Source organism: Clostridium sp. (assembly GCF_050717535.1).
GTDB lineage: Bacteria > Bacillota > Clostridia > Clostridiales > Clostridiaceae > Clostridium_AD.
In genome coordinates this window covers 61,208-81,123 of sequence record NZ_JBOITM010000028.1, presented here as the reverse complement: position 1 = coordinate 81,123, position 19,916 = coordinate 61,208, and the positions used below count along the sequence as shown (strand labels likewise).

The following is a 19,916-nucleotide window of genomic DNA, read 5'->3' as shown; positions in this document are numbered from 1 at the left end:
GACTTTATCTTTTAATACTTAAAATATAATTCTATTTTTGAATTTGAGCTTGAACTGCAGTTACAGCAACAACATTAACTATGTCTTGTACGCTGCAACCCCTTGATAAATCATTTATTGGCTTAGCGAATCCTTGACATACTGGTCCAATAGCCTCAGCTCCAGCAAATCTTTGTACTAATTTATATCCAATATTTCCTGATTGCAAATCTGGGAACACTAAAACATTTGCTTTTCCAGCTACAGTACTGCTAGGTGCCTTTTGTTTCGCTACAGATGCTACTATAGCTGCGTCTAGTTGAAGTTCTCCATCAATTTGTAAATCTGGTCTAGCATTTTTTGCAATTTCAGTAGCTTTTGATACTTTATCAACTAATTCATGCTTTGCACTTCCCATAGTTGAAAAAGATAACATTGCAACCTTAGGTTCAAAATTACATAGTGCTTTTGCATTTTCTGCAGTGCTTATTGCTATCGATGCTAATTCCTCTGCATTAGGGTTTGGATTAACAGCACAATCTGCAAATAAAAGTAGTCCGTCTTCTCCATATTCACTAGTAGGCAATTCCATTATAAAGAAACTTGAAACAACCTTAATTCCTGGTGCTGTTTTAATAATTTGCATTCCAGGTCTTAATAAATCTCCTGTAGTATGTACTGCTCCTGATACTAAACCATCAGCGCCCTCCATTTTAACCATCATTGTTCCAAAATAAAGCGGATCTTGCAATGTCTCTGCTGCTTTTTCTAGTGTCATTCCCTTGTGCTTTCTTAGTTCATAAAATGCCTTTGCATAGCTATCCGTTTTTTCAGAAGTTTTAGGATTCACGATTTCTATTCCAGAAATATTAACTCCAAGTTTCTTTGCTTTTGCATTTATTACAGTTTTATCGCCTAATAATATTACCTCAGCTATTGAATCATTTTTGATAATTTCACTAGCTTTTATAGTTCTTTCTTCTTCGCCTTCTGGAAGTACTATTGTTTTTTTATCTGCTTGTGCCATCTTACATATTTTCTCTATGAATTTCATTTTTATTTCCCCTTTCAGTTATTATCAACTTATACACATTAATAATACACACTAACAATATACTCCATTATCCCTATACATTTCAACCTAAAACAGCAAAATCTGATATAAATCTTATACATTATATATTCATAATTTTCACTCTTTTCTTTTTAACATACAAATATATATGCTTTTATTTACTTTATATTATATAATATATCTAAATAATCAAAACTTTAATCAATTTTTAATAAAAATTTATATTTATATAAACTATCAGGAGGTGATTTAATGAATATTTCAGGTATAATCGTAGAATATAACCCATTACATAACGGGCACTTATATCACATTAATAAAACCAAGCAGCTCACAAATTGCGATGCCTTAATTTGCGTTATGAGCGGAAATTTTTCTCAACGTGGAATTCCATCTATTATAGACAAATGGACAAAAACTAAAATGGCCTTAAGTAGTGGAGTGGATTTAGTAATAGAGTTACCAGCTATCTACAGTGTATCATCGGCAGAATTTTTTTCCTCCGGTGCTGTTAGTCTTTTAAACAGCCTGGGAATAGTAAATAATATTTGTTTTGGTAGCGAACATGGTGATAGTAGTGATATATATAATATTTCCAAAATACTTGTTAATGAACCCATTGAATTTAAATCACTATTAAAATCTTATTTATCGGAAGGTATTGTTTACCCCCTTGCCAGAGCCAAAGCACTTTATGATTATTTAATAAATTCAAACAATAACATATCAAACTTATTATTAGATGATTTTTTGAATTCCTCTAATAATATATTGGGTATTGAGTATTGTAAAAGTTTAATTAAATTGAATAGCACCATTAAACCATACACATTAAAAAGAAAAGGTGCAATGTATAATAGTGATATATTGCATAATAAATTTTCAAGTGCCACAGCTATAAGAAAATTCATCAAAGAAAATGGATCCATAGCGAAACTAGAAGGTCACGTTCCTAGTTCTGTTCTAACTGAGCTCTTAAATTTACACTCAAAAAATTATGAATTTCCCTTTGAAGATTCAATGTTTCCATACATAAAACATAAATCCATTACATCAAAAAACTCATTAGTTAATTTACCAGATGTATCCGAGGGTCTTGATAATAGAATTATTAAATCCGTGCAAAATAATCTAAGCTACAACGCTACAATGGAAGCTATTAAAAGCAAAAGATATACCTATACCCGAATTAGTAGAATATTATGTCAATACTTTATAGGATTTGATAGCTTTGATAGTAAGACTTTAAGAGCAATGCCTTGTCCGTATGCTCATGTTTTAGGATTTAACTCTAATGGAAGGTCAATTCTAAAATCTATAAAGTCAAATAGCAGTATCCCACTTATTACTAAACTTCCTAAAGAGTGCAATGACACCTTACTATTAGATATCCAGTCTACAAGAGCTTATAGCATACTAAATAGCAGTATAAATCCAAATAGCGATCATTTGATATCCCCAATAATTGTAAAGTGAAAGTAAAAGCTAGTATCTCATATATAGATAATAGCTTTAATTTTACTTATAATTAACCCCTCCAATACATAAGTTTAAATATATTTAAATATATTAATACAGTAGTACTTTAAAAGGAGTTTGAAATTGAATTTTCTATTAATTATATTATTGTTTTTCATAATTTTCTTACTATTTAAATTATTTAAATCTTTAAATATAAATTACGGAATAACAATACTGTGTTCCCTAGTTATTCTTCAAATAATATTAACACCAAATATGTGTATCCAATATACTCTATCTGGCGCTAGATTATTTTTCAATTCTGTTTTTCCTTCTCTTTTCCCTTTTTTAGTTGTAATAAATATTATAATTAGCTACGATGGCATTAATATTTATTCTAAATTATTAGGCAATTTTATTTGTAGACCCTTAAAGCTGCCAAAAGAATGCAACTTTGCATTGTTAGTCAGTTTACTATGCGGTTATCCCTTGGGCGCAAAATATACTTGTGAATTGTATGAAAAAAACATAATTGACTTAAATACTTGCGAAAGATTGTTAAATATAGCTTCTAACTCTAGTCCACTGTTTATTGTAGGGGCAGTAGGTGCATCTATGATGTCAGATGCTAAAATTGGTTATATATTATTGCTATCTAATATGCTATCCTGCTTATTTATGGGATTTATTATTCCCGCTAAAAATCCTCCATTTAAAATAAAAAAAAAGAATGAAATTTCTTCAAAAACAACCTCCACAAGCAATATTGGTATAGTATTAAAAAACAGTATTGAAGATGCTCTTAAAAACTCCTTAAATATAGGTGGCTTTGTAGTAATATTCTCTGTAATAACAGGAATAATTAAAGACAATGTGATATTTCACATTGCCCTTGATAAGCTCTCTCTAATTATTGGTCCTTCTATAAACTTCATAGAGGGTTTATTACTGGGGATGCTAGAAGTAACTAATGGATGCTACTTAATAGCTTCTAGCAATTCAAATTTATATGTAAAACTTCCAATTTTAAGCTTTTTAATTGCTTTTAGCGGTTTATCTATAATTTCTCAAGTTTACAGCTATACCTATAAATATGCAGTTTCTTTAAAAAAGTATATCACTGGAAAATTTATTCAAGGTTTAATTTCCGGAGTTTTAACATTAATTCTATATTATGTTTTTGAGCAGACCGCTTCCGTCTTCACCTTTAATAACACAAGTTCCTATAAGAGCAATAATTTATACCTTACAATATTAATAATTTTAATTATTCCAATATTTTTTACAAATATAATAAAGCTATTTCATACTTCTTAATTCTTTTACATTTTCTCTTATCGAAGTTGTAGTATCACTAACCTCTTCTTGTAGAGATATTAAGAATGTTTGAACATCACTTTTAATCTTATGAAGCATTTGTTGACCTTTTAATTCAATCTCTTTATCTAATTGAGATAATATTTCATCAGCATAGTCTTTAGCACCTAGTCTCATAATTTTAGAATCTCTCTGAGCTGAAGCTATAATTTCTTCAGCTCTTGTTTGTGCCTCTTTAACTAGATCTTGCTTTTCAACTCTTCTTCTTATTTTGTCAATAGTCTCTTCTTCAAAAATCTTAGCTTGTTTTTTTGCATCAACAAGAATTCGTTCTTTCTCATCACAAATCCACTGAGCCTTTTTAAACTCATCCGGTAAATGATTTATAATTTGATCAATTATATCCAATATTTCTCTTTTATTTATAACTGCCTTTCCTGTAACGGGTATTTTAGATGAACTTTCAATAATCTCTTGAAGATATTCTAAAAGCTTAATAATATCCATATTTCCCCCCTATTTAGAATTAATTTTCCTCATTTTACTCATAATATCTGGAATAATCTCTTCAGGTACTAATCCTTTAATACAACCCCCAAACATTGCCACCTGCTTAACTGATGATGAACTAAGATAGCAATACTCTGCTTTTGTCATCATAAACATTGTTTCCTTACTTGGATCCAATTTATTATTCATTGAGGCCATTTGAAACTCATATTCAAAATCTGAAACAGCTCTCAGTCCTTTTACAATGACTCCAGCACCCTCTTTATTCATTAGGTCAACAAGTAGCCCACTAAACTTTTTAACTTTTACATTAGGCATATTTCTCACTATTTTTCTTATTTGTTCTACTCTCTCATCTACAGTGAAGAGACCTTCTTTCTCTGGGTTAACAAGTACTCCTACAACTAGTTCGTCAAAAACTTTAGAAGCCCTCTCAATAATATCTAAATGTCCATTTGTTATTGGATCAAAACTTCCAGGGCAGATTGCTCTCTCCATGATACTCCTCCATGTCTTTCTTTAGGCTAACTAATAATTTTTAATTATTAGTCCCCTTATATTCGTAAAACAATACAGTTGTGTTTCCATATTTTCTCGAATTAGAAAGTTGAATAATAGAATTCCCTTCGTATATCTCTTCTGAAGTATCTATTTTACAAACAATCATTCCGTCTTCTCTTAAAAGTCTATTCGCTGCAATAATTTCAATAGCAGGTGGGATCATATCTTTAGCATATGGTGGATCTATAAAAATCAAATCAAACACAATTTTTTCATCTGCAAATTGTTGCATAAACTTATATGTGTCTCCTTTGAAGCATTTACATTTATCAGTAAACTTTAAATTTTCTACATTCTTTTCTAACATCTCAAAGGTAGTATCGCCCATATCAATTAGATAACATGCTGTAGCTCCCCTACTTGCTGCCTCAAGACCTAAGCTACCAGTACCTGAAAACATATCTACCACTACCGCATTTCTTGTTCTGTCTTGTATTATATTAAATATTGATTCTTTTATTCTATCTAATGTAGGCCGCGTTCCCATCCCAACAGGGGACAACAACTTTCTTCCTCGTGCACTTCCTGCAATAATTCTCATATGTTTATTCCTCCATCTAGCCAGTTTCGATAATATTTTATCATATAAATGCAATATATACAAAGATATTTTTTCCTAATTAAAACAAATGTAATTAGAACTTTGATCTATTTTTTTTAATATTTCATTTTTTACCTTTACATCTTCAATATTATCACTTTTTATTAACTGCTTAGCTTCACTATTTGCTAGTTTTAGGATGTTAAAATCTTCGATTACATCCGCTAAAAGCAGACCTGTTTCCCCAGATTGCTTAAATCCGAACAATTCTCCAGCACCTCTATTTTTCAAATCCTCTTCAGCAATAAAAAAGCCATCGTTGCTTTTTATCAGTACTTCTAATCTTTTTCTCACTATCTTATTTGTTATGTTAGCAAGTAGAATACAATAAGACTTATGAACCCCTCTTCCGACCCTTCCTCTAAGTTGATGAAGTTGTGCAAGTCCAAACCTTTCAGAGTTTTCAATTATCATAACTGTAGCATTAGGTACATTTACACCAACTTCAATTACTGTAGTTGCAATTAGCGCTTTAATTTCTCCTGCTTTAAATTTGTCCATGATTTCATTTTTTTGTTTACTAGGCATTTTACCATATACCATTCCTATTTCTATGGAACTAAAATGCTCTTCTTTCAATTTTTCATAAAGCTCCTGCACTGAAGTTAAATTCATTTCTTCATTTTCTTCCACAAGTGGGCAAACTATGTAAACTTGTCTTCCCTTTTTTATTTCATTCAAAGCAAATTCATAGACTTTTTTACTTGAGTCCATATTTTCATAGCTTGTGTCAATATTCTGCCTTCCTGGTGGCAATTCATCTATAATAGATACGTCTAAATCTCCATATAAATATAGTGATAGTGTTCTTGGAATAGGTGTGGCAGTCATTACAAGAATATCAATATTTTTACCTTTATTAGAAAATCTATTTCTTTGCGACACTCCAAAACGATGCTGCTCGTCAGTAACAATCATACCTACGTTTTTAAATTCTACATTATCTTCTATAAGTGCATGAGTCCCAATAATAATATCAATAGTTCCTTCTTTTAACTCCCTTTTAATTAATTCTTTGTTTTTAAGTGATGTACTTCCACACAATAGTTGTATTGTAAGCGGAAAATCCTTTAATACTTTTTGTATTTCTTCATAATGTTGTTTTGCTAATATCTCAGTTGGAGCCATCATGGCTGCTTGATAACCATTTTTAACCACATTAAACATTGTAATTATAGCAACTATAGTTTTGCCGCTTCCAACATCCCCTTGTAGTAACCTATTCATACCTTTATCTTTCTTTTGATCTATTAGAATTTCCCTTACAACTTTACTTTGTGCCTTTGTAAGCTCATAGGGAAGTTTTCCCTTTAAGGTTGTAAGTTCTGGAGCTATTTTAAATTGAATACCTTCATTATGAGCTTTTATAAACTCTTTTAACATTAGTATTTTTAATGAATATGTAAATAACTCTTGAAATTTAAGTCTCTTCTTTGATGCATTTAGAAGTTCTAAATTTTTAGGACTATGTATATTTCGAATAGCAACATTCAAAGAACAAAAACCGTATTTTTCCAAGATCCATTTAGGTAAATTCTCTGTTATTTCAATATTACACAGCACATCGGATATAATCTTATTAAAAAAATTATTTGTAATATTATTTTTAAGTGGATAGGTTGCAATAATTTTGTTTGTATCCATTGATGTATTTGTGTCAATCGAATCTTCAGTATCCATGGAGGTATTTTTTACTATTTTAGGATTCATCATTGTAATTTCACCCTTAAACTTATTAACTTTGCCTGTGATAATATATTTATTGGAAATTTTAAAGCTATTTTTTGCATAAGTTTGATTAAACCATTTACCTTTAAATTCAGTTTCACCCTGGCAAAAGACTATGGTAGAAAGGGTTTTATTATTCTTTAATCTAAGGTCCCTTAATATACTTAAAACATTACATTCTATAATAATCTTTTCACCTTCTGCACATTCTAGAATGCTTTTTCCAGCAGATATTTGTTCATAATCTCGTGGAAAATATAGCAATAGATCTAATACGTTAAAAATTCCACACAGATTCAAAGTTTCTGCCATTTTAGGTCCAACACCCTTTATATATTTTATATCACTATAAATATCCACTAATACCACTCCAAATCTAATTTTTTAAAAAAATTTATTTCATTTTGAGGCTTAAAACACCATTAAATAGGTAACCATAAGAAAAAAAGCCCTAGGGCTTTTATTCAACTGAAGCAATGAAATAATATAATGGTTGTTTCCCATTATAATGTTGAATGTCTATATCTGGATACTTTTTCTCTAACCCAGAGATAAACTCTTCTACTTCGCTTGTTACACAATCTTCACCATAGAAAATTGTAACAAGTTCACTACCTTCTGTAATCATACTCTCTATAATATCAGAGCAAACTTTATAAATATCTGTTCCAACTTCTTTAATTTTGTTCTCAACTAAGCCTAAAATATTTCCTTGTTTTATTACAATGCCATCAGTTTCAGTATCTTTAACTGCATATGTTACAGAAGCAGTCGCAACGTTTTTAATTGCTTCTTTTAACGTAGTCTCATTTTCTTCTACACTAGCTTCTACATTAAACATTGTTACAGCTGTTATTCCTTGAGGTATAGTTTTAGAAGGTATAACTATTACATTTTTTTCTGTCAGTTCCACCGCTTGAAGTGCTGCCATAAGTATATTTTTATTATTAGGAAGTACAAATATATTATCTGCATTAATTTTATTAACACTATCCAATATATCCTGTGTACTCGGATTCATAGTTTGGCCGCCCTCTATTACAACGTCCACACCTAAATCCTTAAAAATATTTTTAATACCCTCTCCAAGAGCAACAGAAACAAATCCATATTTTTTATTTTCAATAATATCTTCTTTTGTAATTTCTTGAGCTATTTCATCATCAATACCAAGTAAACTTCTATGTTGTTCTCTCATGTTTTCAATTTTAACTTTAGAAAGTTCTCCTAGTGTTACTGCTTTTGAAAGCACCAGACCTGGATCATTTGTGTGTATATGAATCTTAAGAAATTCATCTTGTGAAACCACAACCATGGAATCCCCAATTTTTTCTAAATAGTTCTTTAACTCATTAGTATCTACACTTTTAACAACAACTAATAATTCAGTACAATATCCAAACTTTATGTCTACCGGCTTATTTAATGCATCCGGTGATATTGTTTCGGATTTATTACTTTGCTTATCTGCTTTGCTAATTGTAGCTTCCATATTATTACTTAGAGCTTCATACATCCCTTTAAACAATATTAGAAGCCCCATGCCACCTGCATCAACTACCTTTGCTTCTTTTAATGCTGGAAGCATATCTGGAGTTTTATCTAACATAATTTCACTTTGATTACAGACTTCCTCCATAAGAGTAACTAAATTTGTTGCACTACTTTTAACTGCACTTTCACCTGCAGCCTTAATAATGGTTAAAATTGTTCCCTCAGTTGGCCTCATAACAGCCTTATATGCAAAAGTGGCACCTTCTAAAATACTTTTAGCAAATTCTTTAGAATCAACTTCATCGTGGCCCTCTAGGCCTTTCCCAATGCCTCTAAATATCTGTGATAATATAACACCTGAATTACCTCTAGCACCCATCAGCGCGCCTCTAGCTATCTTTTGCGCTATCTCACTAATAGACTTGGTTGACACGTTTTCAATTTCTTGCACCGCCGCTTTAAATGTCATCGACATATTAGTGCCTGTATCTCCATCTGGAACCGGAAATACATTTAGCGAGTTTACGTATTCTTTTTTTTCTTCTAATCTATTAGATGCATTTATTACCATGTTTCGGAAATGCTGTCCGTTAATTTTTAAGTATTCCACTGTCTAAACCCCCTTAAACCCTTACACCTTGTACGTTTACTGTTATTGCTTCCACTTTTAGTCCTGTATAATTTTCAACATTATATCTTATTTTTTGAATTATATTATTTGCAATTACAGAAATTTTTGTGCCATATTCCACAATTATATACAATTCAATAAATAGCTGGTTTTCTTTAGAATGAATTTTAACTCCTTTATTTAAACCATCACTTTTAATTAATTGCCAAAATCCATCTTTAGCATCTTTAAGTGCCATGCCCACAACTCCATAACACTCCATTGTAGAAATGCCAACTATGTTAGCTAACGATTCTTCTGAATAATATATAATACCATTCTTATTCGTAATGTTACCTTTCATTGTAATTCCTCCTTATAAACGCTATATAGATTATTTTATATTATAACACTGATTTATTCAAGAAAATTTATTATATAATTAATTTAGACAGGAATGTTTTTGCAATGCACTTGCAAAAGTAGTAGTTTCTATGTTACAATAATGCGTGTTTCAATTGAGAAGATTTTGTTCTTCGTAGTCTTAAGGAGGTGTTTTCATTGTCAAGAAAATGCGAAATATGTGATAAAGGTGTTATTTCTGGTGTTCAATATAGTCACTCACACCGTCAGTCAAAAAGAAAATGGGCTCCAAATATCCAAAAGGTTAAAGCTATAGTTAGCGGAACACCTAAATCTATACACGTATGTACTAGATGTCTTCGTTCAGGTAAAGTACAACGTGCTATATAATTATTGAATAAAGAAATGCAGCTTGCATAGCTGCATTTCTTTATTTTCTATGTTATTTTCTAAGAAAAAATTTAATTATTCGTGATATAAATCTCGGTAATTTGATAGCCACAATTTTCATTTTTCTCCCCTCCTAGTCGTAAGCTATAGAGCATATATCTATATTCATATCACTAACAATGATTGTTGTGATTCATTATATAAAAACCGCAATAAACAATTGCTCCTCCCGCAGCAATTAGCCACCACCAAAATGGAAGTATTACCACTGATAAAATTCCAATGCCTACACAGGTAACAATTACTCCAAGCTGGTTTCCTAAATGCCTAAAATGTCTTCTCATAAGTTACCCCCCCAAAAGTATTCCAATATTATTATATGAATGACTTTCAGTAATGTTCCAAAAAAATACAAACTATTTTTATTGAGTTTATCAATAAAAATAGTTTGTATTTAAATAATTGTTATATATTAATCCAAAGGCAATATTAATAGGAGCATCCCTGATTTAAATTTAAGTTTTACCTGGGGCCCAGCAAATTCATTAGAAATAGTTATGCTCTCACCAATTTTCAAATTATAATTGTTTAAAGGATATTTAGCGCCCTCAATTGTTAGCCCAATTATTTCATTGCCATATGATTGTACTGAGAATATTTGGCCCACAGTGCCCTTTAATGATATTGAGGCATTAGTCAACCTAATACTATTGTTTTCATCTTTTATAAAGGCATTGACACCATTTTCTAAGCAAATCTTAAGCATTCCAATATTCCCAAGCAGATGATCAACCCTACTTCCAGTACACCCTAGGAATATTATTTCATTTGGTTTCATGCAAAGAGCTTTTTTAACTGCAATTTCAGTATCCGTAAAATCTTTTTCTGTAGGATAAATATCTATGGTACAATTACACTTTTTAAAATAATCCAATACCACTATATCAATAGAGTCAAAATCTCCTAAGAGTAAATCAGGCTCTATATTATAATCATATAAGCAGTTAGCACCACTATCTGCTGCAATTAAAAATGTATCTTCTGTAATTTCATTTGTGAGCAATTCCTTGGAAGGCGGATTACCACCTGATATTATTATGACCTTCATACTAAATTCCAGCTCTTAATGCTTTTATGTTTTTATCTATTTCATCATTTTTAAATACAGCGGACCCTGCTACAATAACATTAGCACCACTATTAACTACACTTCTGATATTAGTTTCATCAATTCCGCCATCTACTTGAATCATAATGTCTTTATTATGACTATCTGCAAGGGCTCTAACTTCACTTATTTTATCCGAGCAATAGTCAATATATTTTTGCCCCCCAAATCCAGGGTTTACAGACATAATAAGTACCATATCAAGATTACTTATTAAATATTTAATGCAATCTACAGAAGTAGCTGGATTTAATGCAACTCCAGCTTTAACACCAAAACTTTTTATGTAATTAATAGTTCTATCAATATGTCTATCAGTTTCGTAATGAACAGTTATTATATCGGCACCTGCCCTTGCAAAATCTTCTACATATCTAGAGGGCTCTTCTATCATAAGATGTACATCAAATGGTAATTTTGTTAGTTTTCTAATACTTTTGATGATAGGAATACCAAAAGAAATGTTAGGTACGAACATACCATCCATTACATCAATATGGATCATATCAGCACCACATGCTTCTAGCTGCTTTATATGCTGTCCTAGTCTTGAAAAATCTGCTGACAATATGGATGGTGCTATTTTTATCATTTTCTATTCCCCCTAGCAATAATTTCTTCTAATGTTTTTATATAAAATTTATACCTATCCTGATAAATCTCATTATTTTCTACAGCTTCTTTAACTCTACAGTTGGGTTCCTTATAATGCATACAATTAGAAAACCTACATTGACCCTGGTACTTTTCAAATTCAGGAAAACAATGTTGTAACCCTTCTTTATCTATAAAATCTAAACACAATGCTGAAAATCCAGGTGTATCTAGCAAAAATCCCTCTTCATATTCAATAAGCTCACTATGACGAGTTGTATGCTTACCCTTTTGAGATTTCTTACTTATATCTCCGGTTTTCATAGCTTCTCTTCCAAGTAAACTATTGAGAATTGTTGATTTTCCCACTCCAGAAGGACCGCAAAAAACAGTAATGTTATTTTTTATTCTTGTCTTAAGTTCATCTAGACCTTGACCTTCCTTTGCTTTTAAAAATACTAAATCGCAACCAATGCTCTTTAATTCTTTTACAAGGTCATCATTAACTTCCTGGACTAAATCCAACTTATTCAAACAAAGCACTATTTTCAGCCTATAAAATTCACAAAGCACTAAAAATTTATTTAGGAGATCCATGTTTAAATCAGGTTGTTTAAATGCAAAAACCACAAAAGCTTGAGTAACATTAGCAACTGCAGGACGTATCATCTCATTATCGCGGGAAAATATTTTTTCTATTACACCTTTGCTTTCATCTACTTCTAACATTATTTCGACTTTATCACCAATAACAGGGGTAAGTCCAGCATATCTGAACTTACCTCTTGCCTTGCATTCTATAACCTTGTCATCAACTTTCACAAAATATAATCCGCCTATACCCTTTATAATTACTCCTAGCATATAACCTCCATAATTTACATTTGAATTTATGTCTTTTAGACACATCTCATATAATTAACTTATTATCATTTGTTTTTATTGATTAGATGTTGGTGTGTCAGGTGTTACTACAGCCTTGGATGTTAAAGTTATAGTATCTCCAACATTGGCCTCCGTCCCTGCCTGCTTATCTTGAGATTCAATGATATCTTCGTCACTTCCAGAAGTTGATATTGTTATATTATCTTTTGCAGCTTTATCTTTTGCCTCTTTAACTGTTTTTCCTATAAAGTCTGGAACCGTAAATTGTCCTTTTACAGATTCTTTATAGGTATAATAACTAAACCCTACTGAACTACCTTCTTTAACAGTAGTGTTGGGAGCAATTGTTTGATTGAATATTTTGCCACCTTGGGATTTATCATCAGTTATTACTTCTTTTGTATCACCTATTTTTAAATTTGAATTTTGTAGTAAGCCTTGTGCTTCGTCTTTTGATGATACAGATAAATCTGGCACTAATGTATTTTTAACTTCCGCTCCCTTACTTATTACTAAATTTACTTTGTCACCCTTTTGAACTAAACTTTCTTCATTTGGATCTTGACTTATTACTATGCCACTAGGTATTGAATCACTGAATTCCTCTTTAACATCGCCTAGTACCAAGCCACTTCCTACAATAAGGGTTTTCGCTGAATTTCTATCAGAGCCTTTAACAAGAGGAACTGCAAAAGTCTCCGGCCCTTTGCTCACTCTAACTCTTACTTCGCTCTTAGCTTTCACTTCTGTTCCCACCTCAGGAAAACATACCGTCACAGTGCCTTTCGTTTGGGTGCTATTTTCTTGTGCAACCTCTGTAAAAGTTAAGCCCTCAGCTTCAACTATTTTTTTTGCATCACTCTTATCTAAACCGATAATTTTAGGCACTACTATCTTGCCGGAAGCATCGCCTTTGCTACTATTACCAAACAGTTTGTTTTTATATACCAGCCCTAAAACAGTAGCTAGAACAATTAGTAAAATTATTGCAACCGAAACTATTATCTTAGTTTTATTTTTTTTATTTACATTTTTCTTTCTACTTTTTCCAGTTACTTCTTCTTTTTCATAATCATCTACATTTACAGCCTCCATTACTCTAGTATATTCATTATCCATAGCTCTTGCTGCAATAGTATACCCACTATTGTTTTGTATTCTCTGCAAGTCTATACGCATATCTTTTGCAGTTTGATATCTCTTTATAGGTTCTTTCTCTATTGCTTTTAATATCAATTTATTTAGGTTTTCAGGAATATTGTCATTTATATCCTTAGGAGGCACAACTGGCTCTTGTATATGTTTTAAGGCTACAGATACTGGACTTTCTGCATCATAAGGCACTCTCCCAGTAGACATCTCATAAAGTACTATTCCAAAAGAATAAATATCCGTTCTAAAGTCTACGAAACTTGCTTTAGCTTGTTCTGGTGAAAAATAATGAGCTGACCCCATCACTGTGCTAGTATTAGTTATAGTTACAGAACTGGAAGCTTTCGCGATACCAAAATCTGTAACTTTAACAGTTCCATCTTCAGTAACTAAAATATTATGAGGTTTGATGTCTCTATGTATAATGTTATTCTTATGGGCACACTCAAGTGCTTTTGCAATTTGAATACCATAATCTATTACCTTATTATTATCCATGCTACCATTATCAAGTATAACTTGCTTTAATGTTTTACCTTTTATATATTCCATTACAATATAATTAATATCTTTTTCGTGTCCAACATCATATATATTAACTATATTATTTGACGAAAGACTAGCTGCAGATGCAGCTTCTTTTTTAAATTTTTCCATGAAATCTATATTATTTGAAAATTCTTCTTTTAGTATTTTTACAGCAACGTACCGATTGAGCAAATGGCATTTAGCTTTATATACTATTGCCATTCCCCCCTCCCCGATTTTTTCAAGGAGTTCATATCTACTCCCTAATATGGTTCCTATCATCTCTGCACTCTCCTTCAAATACGATAACTGATATGTTATCGCGTCCACCCTTAGATTTGCTTAAATCAACTAACATTTTGCAGCTAGAGATATTGTCATTTTCCATAATAATATCATACATTTCTGAATAAGTCACATCATTAGTAAGCCCATCTGTACACAAAATACATTTGATTATATTAGTCAAATCAACATCAAATAAATCAACTTCCACTTCCTCATTTGTCCCAAGTGCCCTTGTAATAATATTTTTATTCGGATGATTTCTAGCTTTTTCTTCTGTTATAGTACCATTATCTAAAAGCTGTTGTACTAAAGAGTGGTCTCTTGTAATTTTCGATAATTTTCTTTCGTTATCAATAACATAGCAACTACTATCTCCTACATTTGCAACAACCATTTTTTCTCCCTTTTTAAAACAAATTGTTATAGTTGTGCCCATGCCTTTAAGGGAATCACTTACAATAGACATATCATAAATTTTCTTGTTTGCAGATTTAATTCCATCAGAAAGTACTTTTTTAAGATCTGTTTCCTTATGATTCTGCTTTATATATTCTATAATAATTTTAATAGCGAGTTCACTTGCAACCTCACCTGCATTATGTCCCCCCATACCATCTGCTACAGCATAAATATCAAAATCACTGGCTTCAAAATAACCTACAGAGTCTTCATTTGTTTTTCTAACATTTCCAACATCAGATAAAACCCCAAGCATTGTTACACCCCCTCATTTACGTTATTTCCTTTAATGTAGCTTCGTCTTAATTGTCCGCATGCCGCATTAATATCAAGGCCCATTTCACGTCTTATTGTTGTCTGAATATTATTACTTTCTAGTACCCTCTTAAACTCATTAACACTATCATTTGATGATCTTTTTAGCTCATTTTCTTCTATCTCATTAATTGGAATTAAATTAACATGGCATAACATATCATTTAATAACACACTTAGCTTTTCTGCATCTCTCTTGCTATCATTAAGACCCTCCACCAGGGCATATTCAAACGATACTCTTCTATTGGTTTTACTTATGTAGTACTTACATGCATCAATAATTTCTGCAATAGAGTACTTGTTTGCAATTGGCATACTCACCATTCTAATTTCATCTGTAGCTGCATGAAGTGAAATAGCTAGTGTTGTTTGCAACTGAAAATCAGCAAACTCTTTGATTTTCGGTACAATTCCGCAAGTAGATAAAGTTATATGTCTTTGACCAATATTAAGCCCATTTTCTGAATTCACAACTTCTAAAAATTTCATTACATTTTCAAAGTTGTCAAAAGGTTCCCCACTGCCCATTAGTACCACATTAGAAATTCTCTCTCCAATTAGGTGTTGTGATTTCATTATTTGAGACAACATTTCTCCAGGTGTTAGGTTTCTAATCATTCCTCCGATGGTAGAAGCACAAAATTTACAACCCATCCTACATCCAACTTGAGTGGATATACATATTGAATTTCCATGTTTATATTTCATAACAACACATTCAATTAAATTACCATCATTTAACGCAAACAGATATTTTCTTGTATCATTTAGTTTTGAAGTGTGCTCGGAAATTAACTCAGGTATTCCTATATAAAAATTATCTTGAAGCTTTTCTTTTACAGTTTGTGGAATATTATTCATATTCTCAAACTTCCAAATATCCTTATAAATCCAGTCTGATACTTGTTTAGCTCTAAACTCACTTTCCCCATTATTTTTCATCCATTGTTTTAGCTCTACTAAATTTAAATCTAAAATATTTATCATTTTATACACCTACCGCGCTTTTATGATTTTGGCTATAAAAAATCCATCCATGTACTCATTTGGCAATATAGTTACATAACCTACATCACTATAGTTTATATTACTCCGCTTACCATAAAATACAGGCTGAACCTTGAACTCCGGATGATTTTCTATAAACCAATCAACATTGCCTTCATTTTCTTCCTTATTAAGTGTGCAGGTTGAGTATACAAGCACTCCACCACTCTTTACGTATTTAGAAGCATTCTCCATTATTTTTCTTTGTGTGATAACTATATTTTCTATATCCTTTATATGCTTACTCCACTTTATCTCAGGTTTTTTTCTAATAATTCCAAGACCAGAGCAAGGTACATCAATAAGTACCCTATCTGCGGACTTAAATAAATTCGAATCATAAATCGTAGCATCCATAACATTACAAGTTGTATTTATAATTCCTATTCTATTTAAATTTTGGTTTATTAATGATAACTTATTTTCATGTAAATCAAATGCTGAAATATGTCCAGTATTTCTCATAATTTCTGCAATGTGTGTTGTCTTTCCCCCTGGTGCACTACAAAGATCTAATACTTCTAAATCCGGCAAAAGATCCATAGAGTGAGCTGTAAGCATGGCACTTTCATCCTGAACTGTTATACTTCCCTCATTAAATAAAAGGTTATTCTCTATATTTCTACCTTTTATAATTCTTATTGCGTCAGAACATACATACCCTTTTTCTATATTATAACCATTTTCTATAAGTTTTTGCCATATCTCCTCATAAGTTAATTTCAGTGTATTTACTCTAACCGTAACATCAGGTCTATAATTTAAGCCCCTTAGAATTTCCTCAGCAGTAACAAGTCCATATTGCTTTATAAAGAGTTTAACTAAAGACTTAGAGAATGAATACTCAAAACATAATCTTTCAATATCATTTTTTTCATTATAGTAGGGTGCATTGTCTTCTCTTAAATAGTTTCTAAGTACTCCATTAACAAGTTGTGCCGCTCCAACATTACTAATCTTTTTTGTTAAGTTTACAGCCTCACTAACAACAGCAAAGCTAGGAATTTTATCTAAAAACCTAATTTGATAAACCGATATTCGGAGTATATTTAAAACAAAACTATCTAAAGTTTCGAAACCTTTTTTTACAAACCTGCTCAATATTTTGTCTATAGTATATTTATATTTTAAAGTACCATAAACTATCTCTGTAACTAGCGCTTTATCTTTATCAGATAAATCGGATTTATTAAGTTCCAGGCCTAAAACTATATTAGAATAAGCATTTTCATTTATTACTTTTTCTATAACTACAATTGCTACTAGTCTACTATTATTCATGTTATTACCTCAATTTTCTATTTAATTTTTATCTATCGCGACTTAATAGAAGAAGTCTTATAAGCTGAGAAATGGCCATAAGTGTTCCCGCTACGTACGTCATAGCTGCAGCATTTAATACTGCTTTAGCGCCTTTTATTTCATTTCCGTAAAGTATATTTCTAGATTCTAATATATTTAATGCTCTACTAGATGCATTAAATTCAACTGGTAGTGTAATTAGCTGAAATACTACCACTGTTGAAAATAATATAATACCAACATATATTAAAGACTGAATACTTAAAATTATTCCTATTAAAAATAATACCCAGGATGCATTTGAACTAAAATTAACTGCCGGCACGATTGCGTTCCTTATTTTTAAAGGTGCATAATGTTCTTTATCTTGAAGCGCATGCCCTGTCTCATGAGCAGCAACACCTATAGATGCTACTGAAGTTCCATTATAAACCTCCTGAGAGAGCCTCATAACTCGTTTTGAAGGATCGTAATGATCAGTAAGTTTCCCACGCACTAACTCCACCGGTATATCAAAAAGGCCACCATCATCTAATAACATTCTAGCTACCTTTGCACCAGTGTAACCATTTGCACTATTTACCTTAGAATATTTACTAAAAGAAGATTTAATTTTAAGTTGTGCGAGTGCCGATATAATTATAGCTGGCAATAATATAAGCATAGTACTATCATAAAAAAACATATTCATTCGCCTCTCTTAATTTAAAATAACACTTTCATCTATCTTATTTCCTATTATATAGTCCTTAACTTTTAATGGCTTTTTACCTGGAAATTGTATTTCTTCAATAAGTAAAACACCACTACCAGTTGATACCCTTAATCCCTCTTTTGAAACCTCTATAATACTTCCAATGCTTTTATTTGATGTTTCATGGATTACTCTTGATTTATATATTTTCATCACTCTATTTTCATAATGAGTATATGCAACTTGCGTCGGGTTTAATCCTCTTATAAAATTATGAATATTAACATTGCTATCCGACCAATTTATGTTAGCCATTTCCTTATTTAGCATAGACGCATATGAGTTAGCCTCATTTCCTTGCTTTACTGGCACTATCTCATTATTAACTATGCCCTTTAATGTCTTAACTAAAAGTTCACCACCACTGATGCTAAGAATATCATGCAATTCACCCGCGGTAATGGTATTGGTTAGTTCTACTTGTGACCTTAGAAGTATGTCTCCAGTGTCAAGACCAACATCCATAAGCATGGTGGTATTTCCACTTTTAGTCTCTCCATTAATTATGCACCAATTAATAGGAGCGGCCCCTCTATATTGGGGTAATAATGATGCATGTAAATTTATGCACCCATATTTAGGAATCTCTAATACTTCCTTTGGAAGAATCTGCCCAAAAGCCACTACTACAATAAAATCTGGTTTTAAATTCTTAATTATTTCTATGATTTCTTCGTTTTTCTTAATTTTTATTGGCTGATATACTGGAATATTATATGAAATTGCTAATTGTTTTACAGCAGGCATTGCTAAATTTTTGCCTCTTCCTTTTGGTCTATCAGGCTGAGTAAAAACAGCTGAAACTTCAAATTCATTTATAAGTCTAGCAAGGGATGGCACCGAAAATTCTGGTGTACCCATAAAAATTATATTCATATTATTTCTCCTCATCATCTATTGCTTTGTCTACAAACAATATGCCATCTAAATGATCAATTTCATGGCAGAATGCTCTTGCAAGAAGACCCTCTCCATTCAAAACTATGGTTTCTCCATTTTCATCCAAAGCCCTCAATGTTACTTTATTAGGCCTTTCTACATTCTTTTGTACCCCTGGTATGCTTAGACACCCTTCATTAGATATATTTGCGCCATTAGTTTCTATTATCTCTGGATTAATAAGTGCCATAGGTCCATTTCCAATATCAATAACTATTATTCTTTTTAAAATACCAACCTGAGGGCCAGCAAGACCTATCCCCTTTGAATTATACATAGTTTCTTTCATATCTTTAATTAACAATAAAATTCTTGGGTTAATTTCATCTACTACTTTGCTTTTTTTTCTTAAAATGTCATCTCCATAAGTTCTAATGATTCTTATAGCCATTG

Annotated in this window: 21 protein-coding genes; 3 read left to right on the top strand and 18 right to left on the bottom strand. The window is 31.4% G+C overall.

Features of this window, described 5'->3' with window-relative positions:
* Nucleotides 1-31: 31 nt before the first annotated feature.
* The gene (pta, locus tag ACREVU_RS05220) at nucleotides 32-1,033 is read right to left on the bottom strand and encodes a phosphate acetyltransferase (protein WP_431550563.1); all 1,002 of its coding nucleotides are present in this window, start codon (nucleotides 1,031-1,033) and stop codon (nucleotides 32-34) included.
* 273 nt (nucleotides 1,034-1,306) lie between these two features.
* Between pta and ACREVU_RS05215 the strand changes: the two genes are divergently transcribed.
* Entirely contained in the window at nucleotides 1,307-2,530 is a 1,224-nt protein-coding gene (locus ACREVU_RS05215; protein ID WP_431550562.1) for a nucleotidyltransferase, read from the top strand.
* Nucleotides 2,531-2,656: 126 nt separating this feature from the next.
* Nucleotides 2,657-3,832, top strand: coding sequence for a dipicolinic acid transporter SpoVV (spoVV, locus tag ACREVU_RS05210; RefSeq protein ID WP_431550561.1), 1,176 nt, complete (start codon nucleotides 2,657-2,659; stop codon nucleotides 3,830-3,832).
* Here spoVV and ACREVU_RS05205 read toward each other — a convergent pair.
* The 6 genes from ACREVU_RS05205 to ACREVU_RS05180 form a co-directional block, all read right to left on the bottom strand.
* Nucleotides 3,815-4,339, bottom strand: coding sequence for an ATPase (locus tag ACREVU_RS05205; protein WP_431550560.1), 525 nt, complete (start codon nucleotides 4,337-4,339; stop codon nucleotides 3,815-3,817). The two genes, spoVV and ACREVU_RS05205, sit on opposite strands and share 18 nt — an antisense overlap.
* A gap of 9 nt (nucleotides 4,340-4,348) precedes the next feature.
* Nucleotides 4,349-4,840 (bottom strand): pantetheine-phosphate adenylyltransferase, encoded by a 492-nt coding sequence (coaD, locus tag ACREVU_RS05200; protein WP_431550559.1) that lies wholly within the window; start codon nucleotides 4,838-4,840, stop codon nucleotides 4,349-4,351.
* A gap of 40 nt (nucleotides 4,841-4,880) precedes the next feature.
* Nucleotides 4,881-5,444, bottom strand: coding sequence for a 16S rRNA (guanine(966)-N(2))-methyltransferase RsmD (gene rsmD / locus ACREVU_RS05195; RefSeq protein ID WP_431550558.1), 564 nt, complete (start codon nucleotides 5,442-5,444; stop codon nucleotides 4,881-4,883).
* Between the two features lie 75 nt (nucleotides 5,445-5,519).
* Nucleotides 5,520-7,592, bottom strand: coding sequence for an ATP-dependent DNA helicase RecG (gene recG, locus ACREVU_RS05190; protein ID WP_431550557.1), 2,073 nt, complete (start codon nucleotides 7,590-7,592; stop codon nucleotides 5,520-5,522).
* A gap of 100 nt (nucleotides 7,593-7,692) precedes the next feature.
* Nucleotides 7,693-9,336, bottom strand: coding sequence for a DAK2 domain-containing protein (locus tag ACREVU_RS05185; protein ID WP_431550556.1), 1,644 nt, complete (start codon nucleotides 9,334-9,336; stop codon nucleotides 7,693-7,695).
* Between the two features lie 13 nt (nucleotides 9,337-9,349).
* On the bottom strand, nucleotides 9,350-9,700 hold the full coding sequence (locus ACREVU_RS05180) for an Asp23/Gls24 family envelope stress response protein (protein ID WP_431550555.1): 351 nt from the start codon (nucleotides 9,698-9,700) through the stop codon (nucleotides 9,350-9,352).
* A 197-nt stretch (nucleotides 9,701-9,897) separates the two neighbouring features.
* On the opposite strand from ACREVU_RS05180, the gene rpmB reads away from it, so the two are divergent.
* Complete coding sequence (rpmB, locus tag ACREVU_RS05175) at nucleotides 9,898-10,089, top strand: 50S ribosomal protein L28 (RefSeq protein ID WP_164955744.1); 192 nt, start codon at nucleotides 9,898-9,900, stop codon at nucleotides 10,087-10,089.
* A gap of 173 nt (nucleotides 10,090-10,262) precedes the next feature.
* Here rpmB and ACREVU_RS05170 read toward each other — a convergent pair whose 3' ends face one another.
* From ACREVU_RS05170 to def, 11 genes are all read right to left on the bottom strand, one after another.
* Nucleotides 10,263-10,433, bottom strand: a complete 171-nt coding sequence (locus tag ACREVU_RS05170) for a hypothetical protein (RefSeq protein ID WP_431550554.1) — start codon at nucleotides 10,431-10,433, stop codon at nucleotides 10,263-10,265.
* 128 nt (nucleotides 10,434-10,561) lie between these two features.
* Entirely contained in the window at nucleotides 10,562-11,197 is a 636-nt protein-coding gene (locus ACREVU_RS05165) for a thiamine diphosphokinase (RefSeq protein ID WP_431550553.1), read from the bottom strand.
* 1 nt (nucleotide 11,198) lies between these two features.
* Nucleotides 11,199-11,849: a ribulose-phosphate 3-epimerase gene (gene rpe, locus ACREVU_RS05160; RefSeq protein ID WP_431550552.1), complete on the bottom strand. Its 651-nt coding sequence runs from the start codon at nucleotides 11,847-11,849 to the stop codon at nucleotides 11,199-11,201.
* A complete protein-coding gene (gene rsgA, locus ACREVU_RS05155) occupies nucleotides 11,846-12,715 on the bottom strand; it encodes a ribosome small subunit-dependent GTPase A (RefSeq protein WP_431550551.1) in 870 nt (289 codons plus the stop codon). The genes rpe and rsgA overlap by 4 nt, the downstream gene beginning before the upstream one ends.
* 75 nt (nucleotides 12,716-12,790) lie before the next feature.
* Complete coding sequence (gene pknB / locus ACREVU_RS05150) at nucleotides 12,791-14,698, bottom strand: Stk1 family PASTA domain-containing Ser/Thr kinase (RefSeq protein WP_431550550.1); 1,908 nt, start codon at nucleotides 14,696-14,698, stop codon at nucleotides 12,791-12,793.
* A complete protein-coding gene (locus tag ACREVU_RS05145) occupies nucleotides 14,673-15,419 on the bottom strand; it encodes a Stp1/IreP family PP2C-type Ser/Thr phosphatase (RefSeq protein WP_431550549.1) in 747 nt (248 codons plus the stop codon). Before ACREVU_RS05145 ends, pknB begins: the two co-directional genes overlap by 26 nt.
* A 2-nt stretch (nucleotides 15,420-15,421) precedes the next feature.
* A complete protein-coding gene (gene rlmN, locus ACREVU_RS05140; protein ID WP_431550548.1) occupies nucleotides 15,422-16,468 on the bottom strand; it encodes a dual-specificity RNA methyltransferase RlmN in 1,047 nt (348 codons plus the stop codon).
* Nucleotides 16,469-16,477: 9 nt separating this feature from the next.
* Complete coding sequence (gene rsmB / locus ACREVU_RS05135) at nucleotides 16,478-17,809, bottom strand: 16S rRNA (cytosine(967)-C(5))-methyltransferase RsmB (RefSeq protein WP_431550547.1); 1,332 nt, start codon at nucleotides 17,807-17,809, stop codon at nucleotides 16,478-16,480.
* Nucleotides 17,810-17,837: 28 nt separating this feature from the next.
* On the bottom strand, nucleotides 17,838-18,515 hold the full coding sequence (locus tag ACREVU_RS05130) for a zinc metallopeptidase (RefSeq protein ID WP_431550546.1): 678 nt from the start codon (nucleotides 18,513-18,515) through the stop codon (nucleotides 17,838-17,840).
* Nucleotides 18,516-18,530: 15 nt separating this feature from the next.
* Nucleotides 18,531-19,460, bottom strand: a complete 930-nt coding sequence (gene fmt, locus ACREVU_RS05125; RefSeq protein ID WP_431550545.1) for a methionyl-tRNA formyltransferase — start codon at nucleotides 19,458-19,460, stop codon at nucleotides 18,531-18,533.
* Nucleotide 19,461: 1 nt separating this feature from the next.
* Entirely contained in the window at nucleotides 19,462-19,914 is a 453-nt protein-coding gene (gene def / locus ACREVU_RS05120; RefSeq protein WP_431550544.1) for a peptide deformylase, read from the bottom strand.
* Nucleotides 19,915-19,916 lie beyond the last annotated feature (2 nt).

What these genes read in the sequence shown, in the direction of transcription:
- ACREVU_RS05130 (WP_431550546.1), bottom strand. Translation starts at nt 18,515, where the DNA reads ATGTTTTTTTATGATAGTACTATGCTTATATTATTGCCAGCTATAATT.
- rsmD (WP_431550558.1), bottom strand. Translation starts at nt 5,444, where the DNA reads ATGAGAATTATTGCAGGAAGTGCACGAGGAAGAAAGTTGTTGTCCCCT.
- ACREVU_RS05170 (WP_431550554.1), bottom strand. Translation starts at nt 10,433, where the DNA reads ATGAGAAGACATTTTAGGCATTTAGGAAACCAGCTTGGAGTAATTGTT.
- def (WP_431550544.1), bottom strand. Translation starts at nt 19,914, where the DNA reads ATGGCTATAAGAATCATTAGAACTTATGGAGATGACATTTTAAGAAAA.
- ACREVU_RS05205 (WP_431550560.1), bottom strand. Translation starts at nt 4,339, where the DNA reads ATGGATATTATTAAGCTTTTAGAATATCTTCAAGAGATTATTGAAAGT.
- ACREVU_RS05215 (WP_431550562.1), top strand. Translation starts at nt 1,307, where the DNA reads ATGAATATTTCAGGTATAATCGTAGAATATAACCCATTACATAACGGG.
- ACREVU_RS05180 (WP_431550555.1), bottom strand. Translation starts at nt 9,700, where the DNA reads ATGAAAGGTAACATTACGAATAAGAATGGTATTATATATTATTCAGAA.
- pknB (WP_431550550.1), bottom strand. Translation starts at nt 14,698, where the DNA reads ATGATAGGAACCATATTAGGGAGTAGATATGAACTCCTTGAAAAAATC.
- coaD (WP_431550559.1), bottom strand. Translation starts at nt 4,840, where the DNA reads ATGGAGAGAGCAATCTGCCCTGGAAGTTTTGATCCAATAACAAATGGA.
- fmt (WP_431550545.1), bottom strand. Translation starts at nt 19,460, where the DNA reads ATGAATATAATTTTTATGGGTACACCAGAATTTTCGGTGCCATCCCTT.
- rpe (WP_431550552.1), bottom strand. Translation starts at nt 11,849, where the DNA reads ATGATAAAAATAGCACCATCCATATTGTCAGCAGATTTTTCAAGACTA.
- rlmN (WP_431550548.1), bottom strand. Translation starts at nt 16,468, where the DNA reads ATGATAAATATTTTAGATTTAAATTTAGTAGAGCTAAAACAATGGATG.
- ACREVU_RS05165 (WP_431550553.1), bottom strand. Translation starts at nt 11,197, where the DNA reads ATGAAGGTCATAATAATATCAGGTGGTAATCCGCCTTCCAAGGAATTG.
- ACREVU_RS05145 (WP_431550549.1), bottom strand. Translation starts at nt 15,419, where the DNA reads ATGCTTGGGGTTTTATCTGATGTTGGAAATGTTAGAAAAACAAATGAA.
- rsmB (WP_431550547.1), bottom strand. Translation starts at nt 17,809, where the DNA reads ATGAATAATAGTAGACTAGTAGCAATTGTAGTTATAGAAAAAGTAATA.
- rsgA (WP_431550551.1), bottom strand. Translation starts at nt 12,715, where the DNA reads ATGCTAGGAGTAATTATAAAGGGTATAGGCGGATTATATTTTGTGAAA.
- pta (WP_431550563.1), bottom strand. Translation starts at nt 1,033, where the DNA reads ATGAAATTCATAGAGAAAATATGTAAGATGGCACAAGCAGATAAAAAA.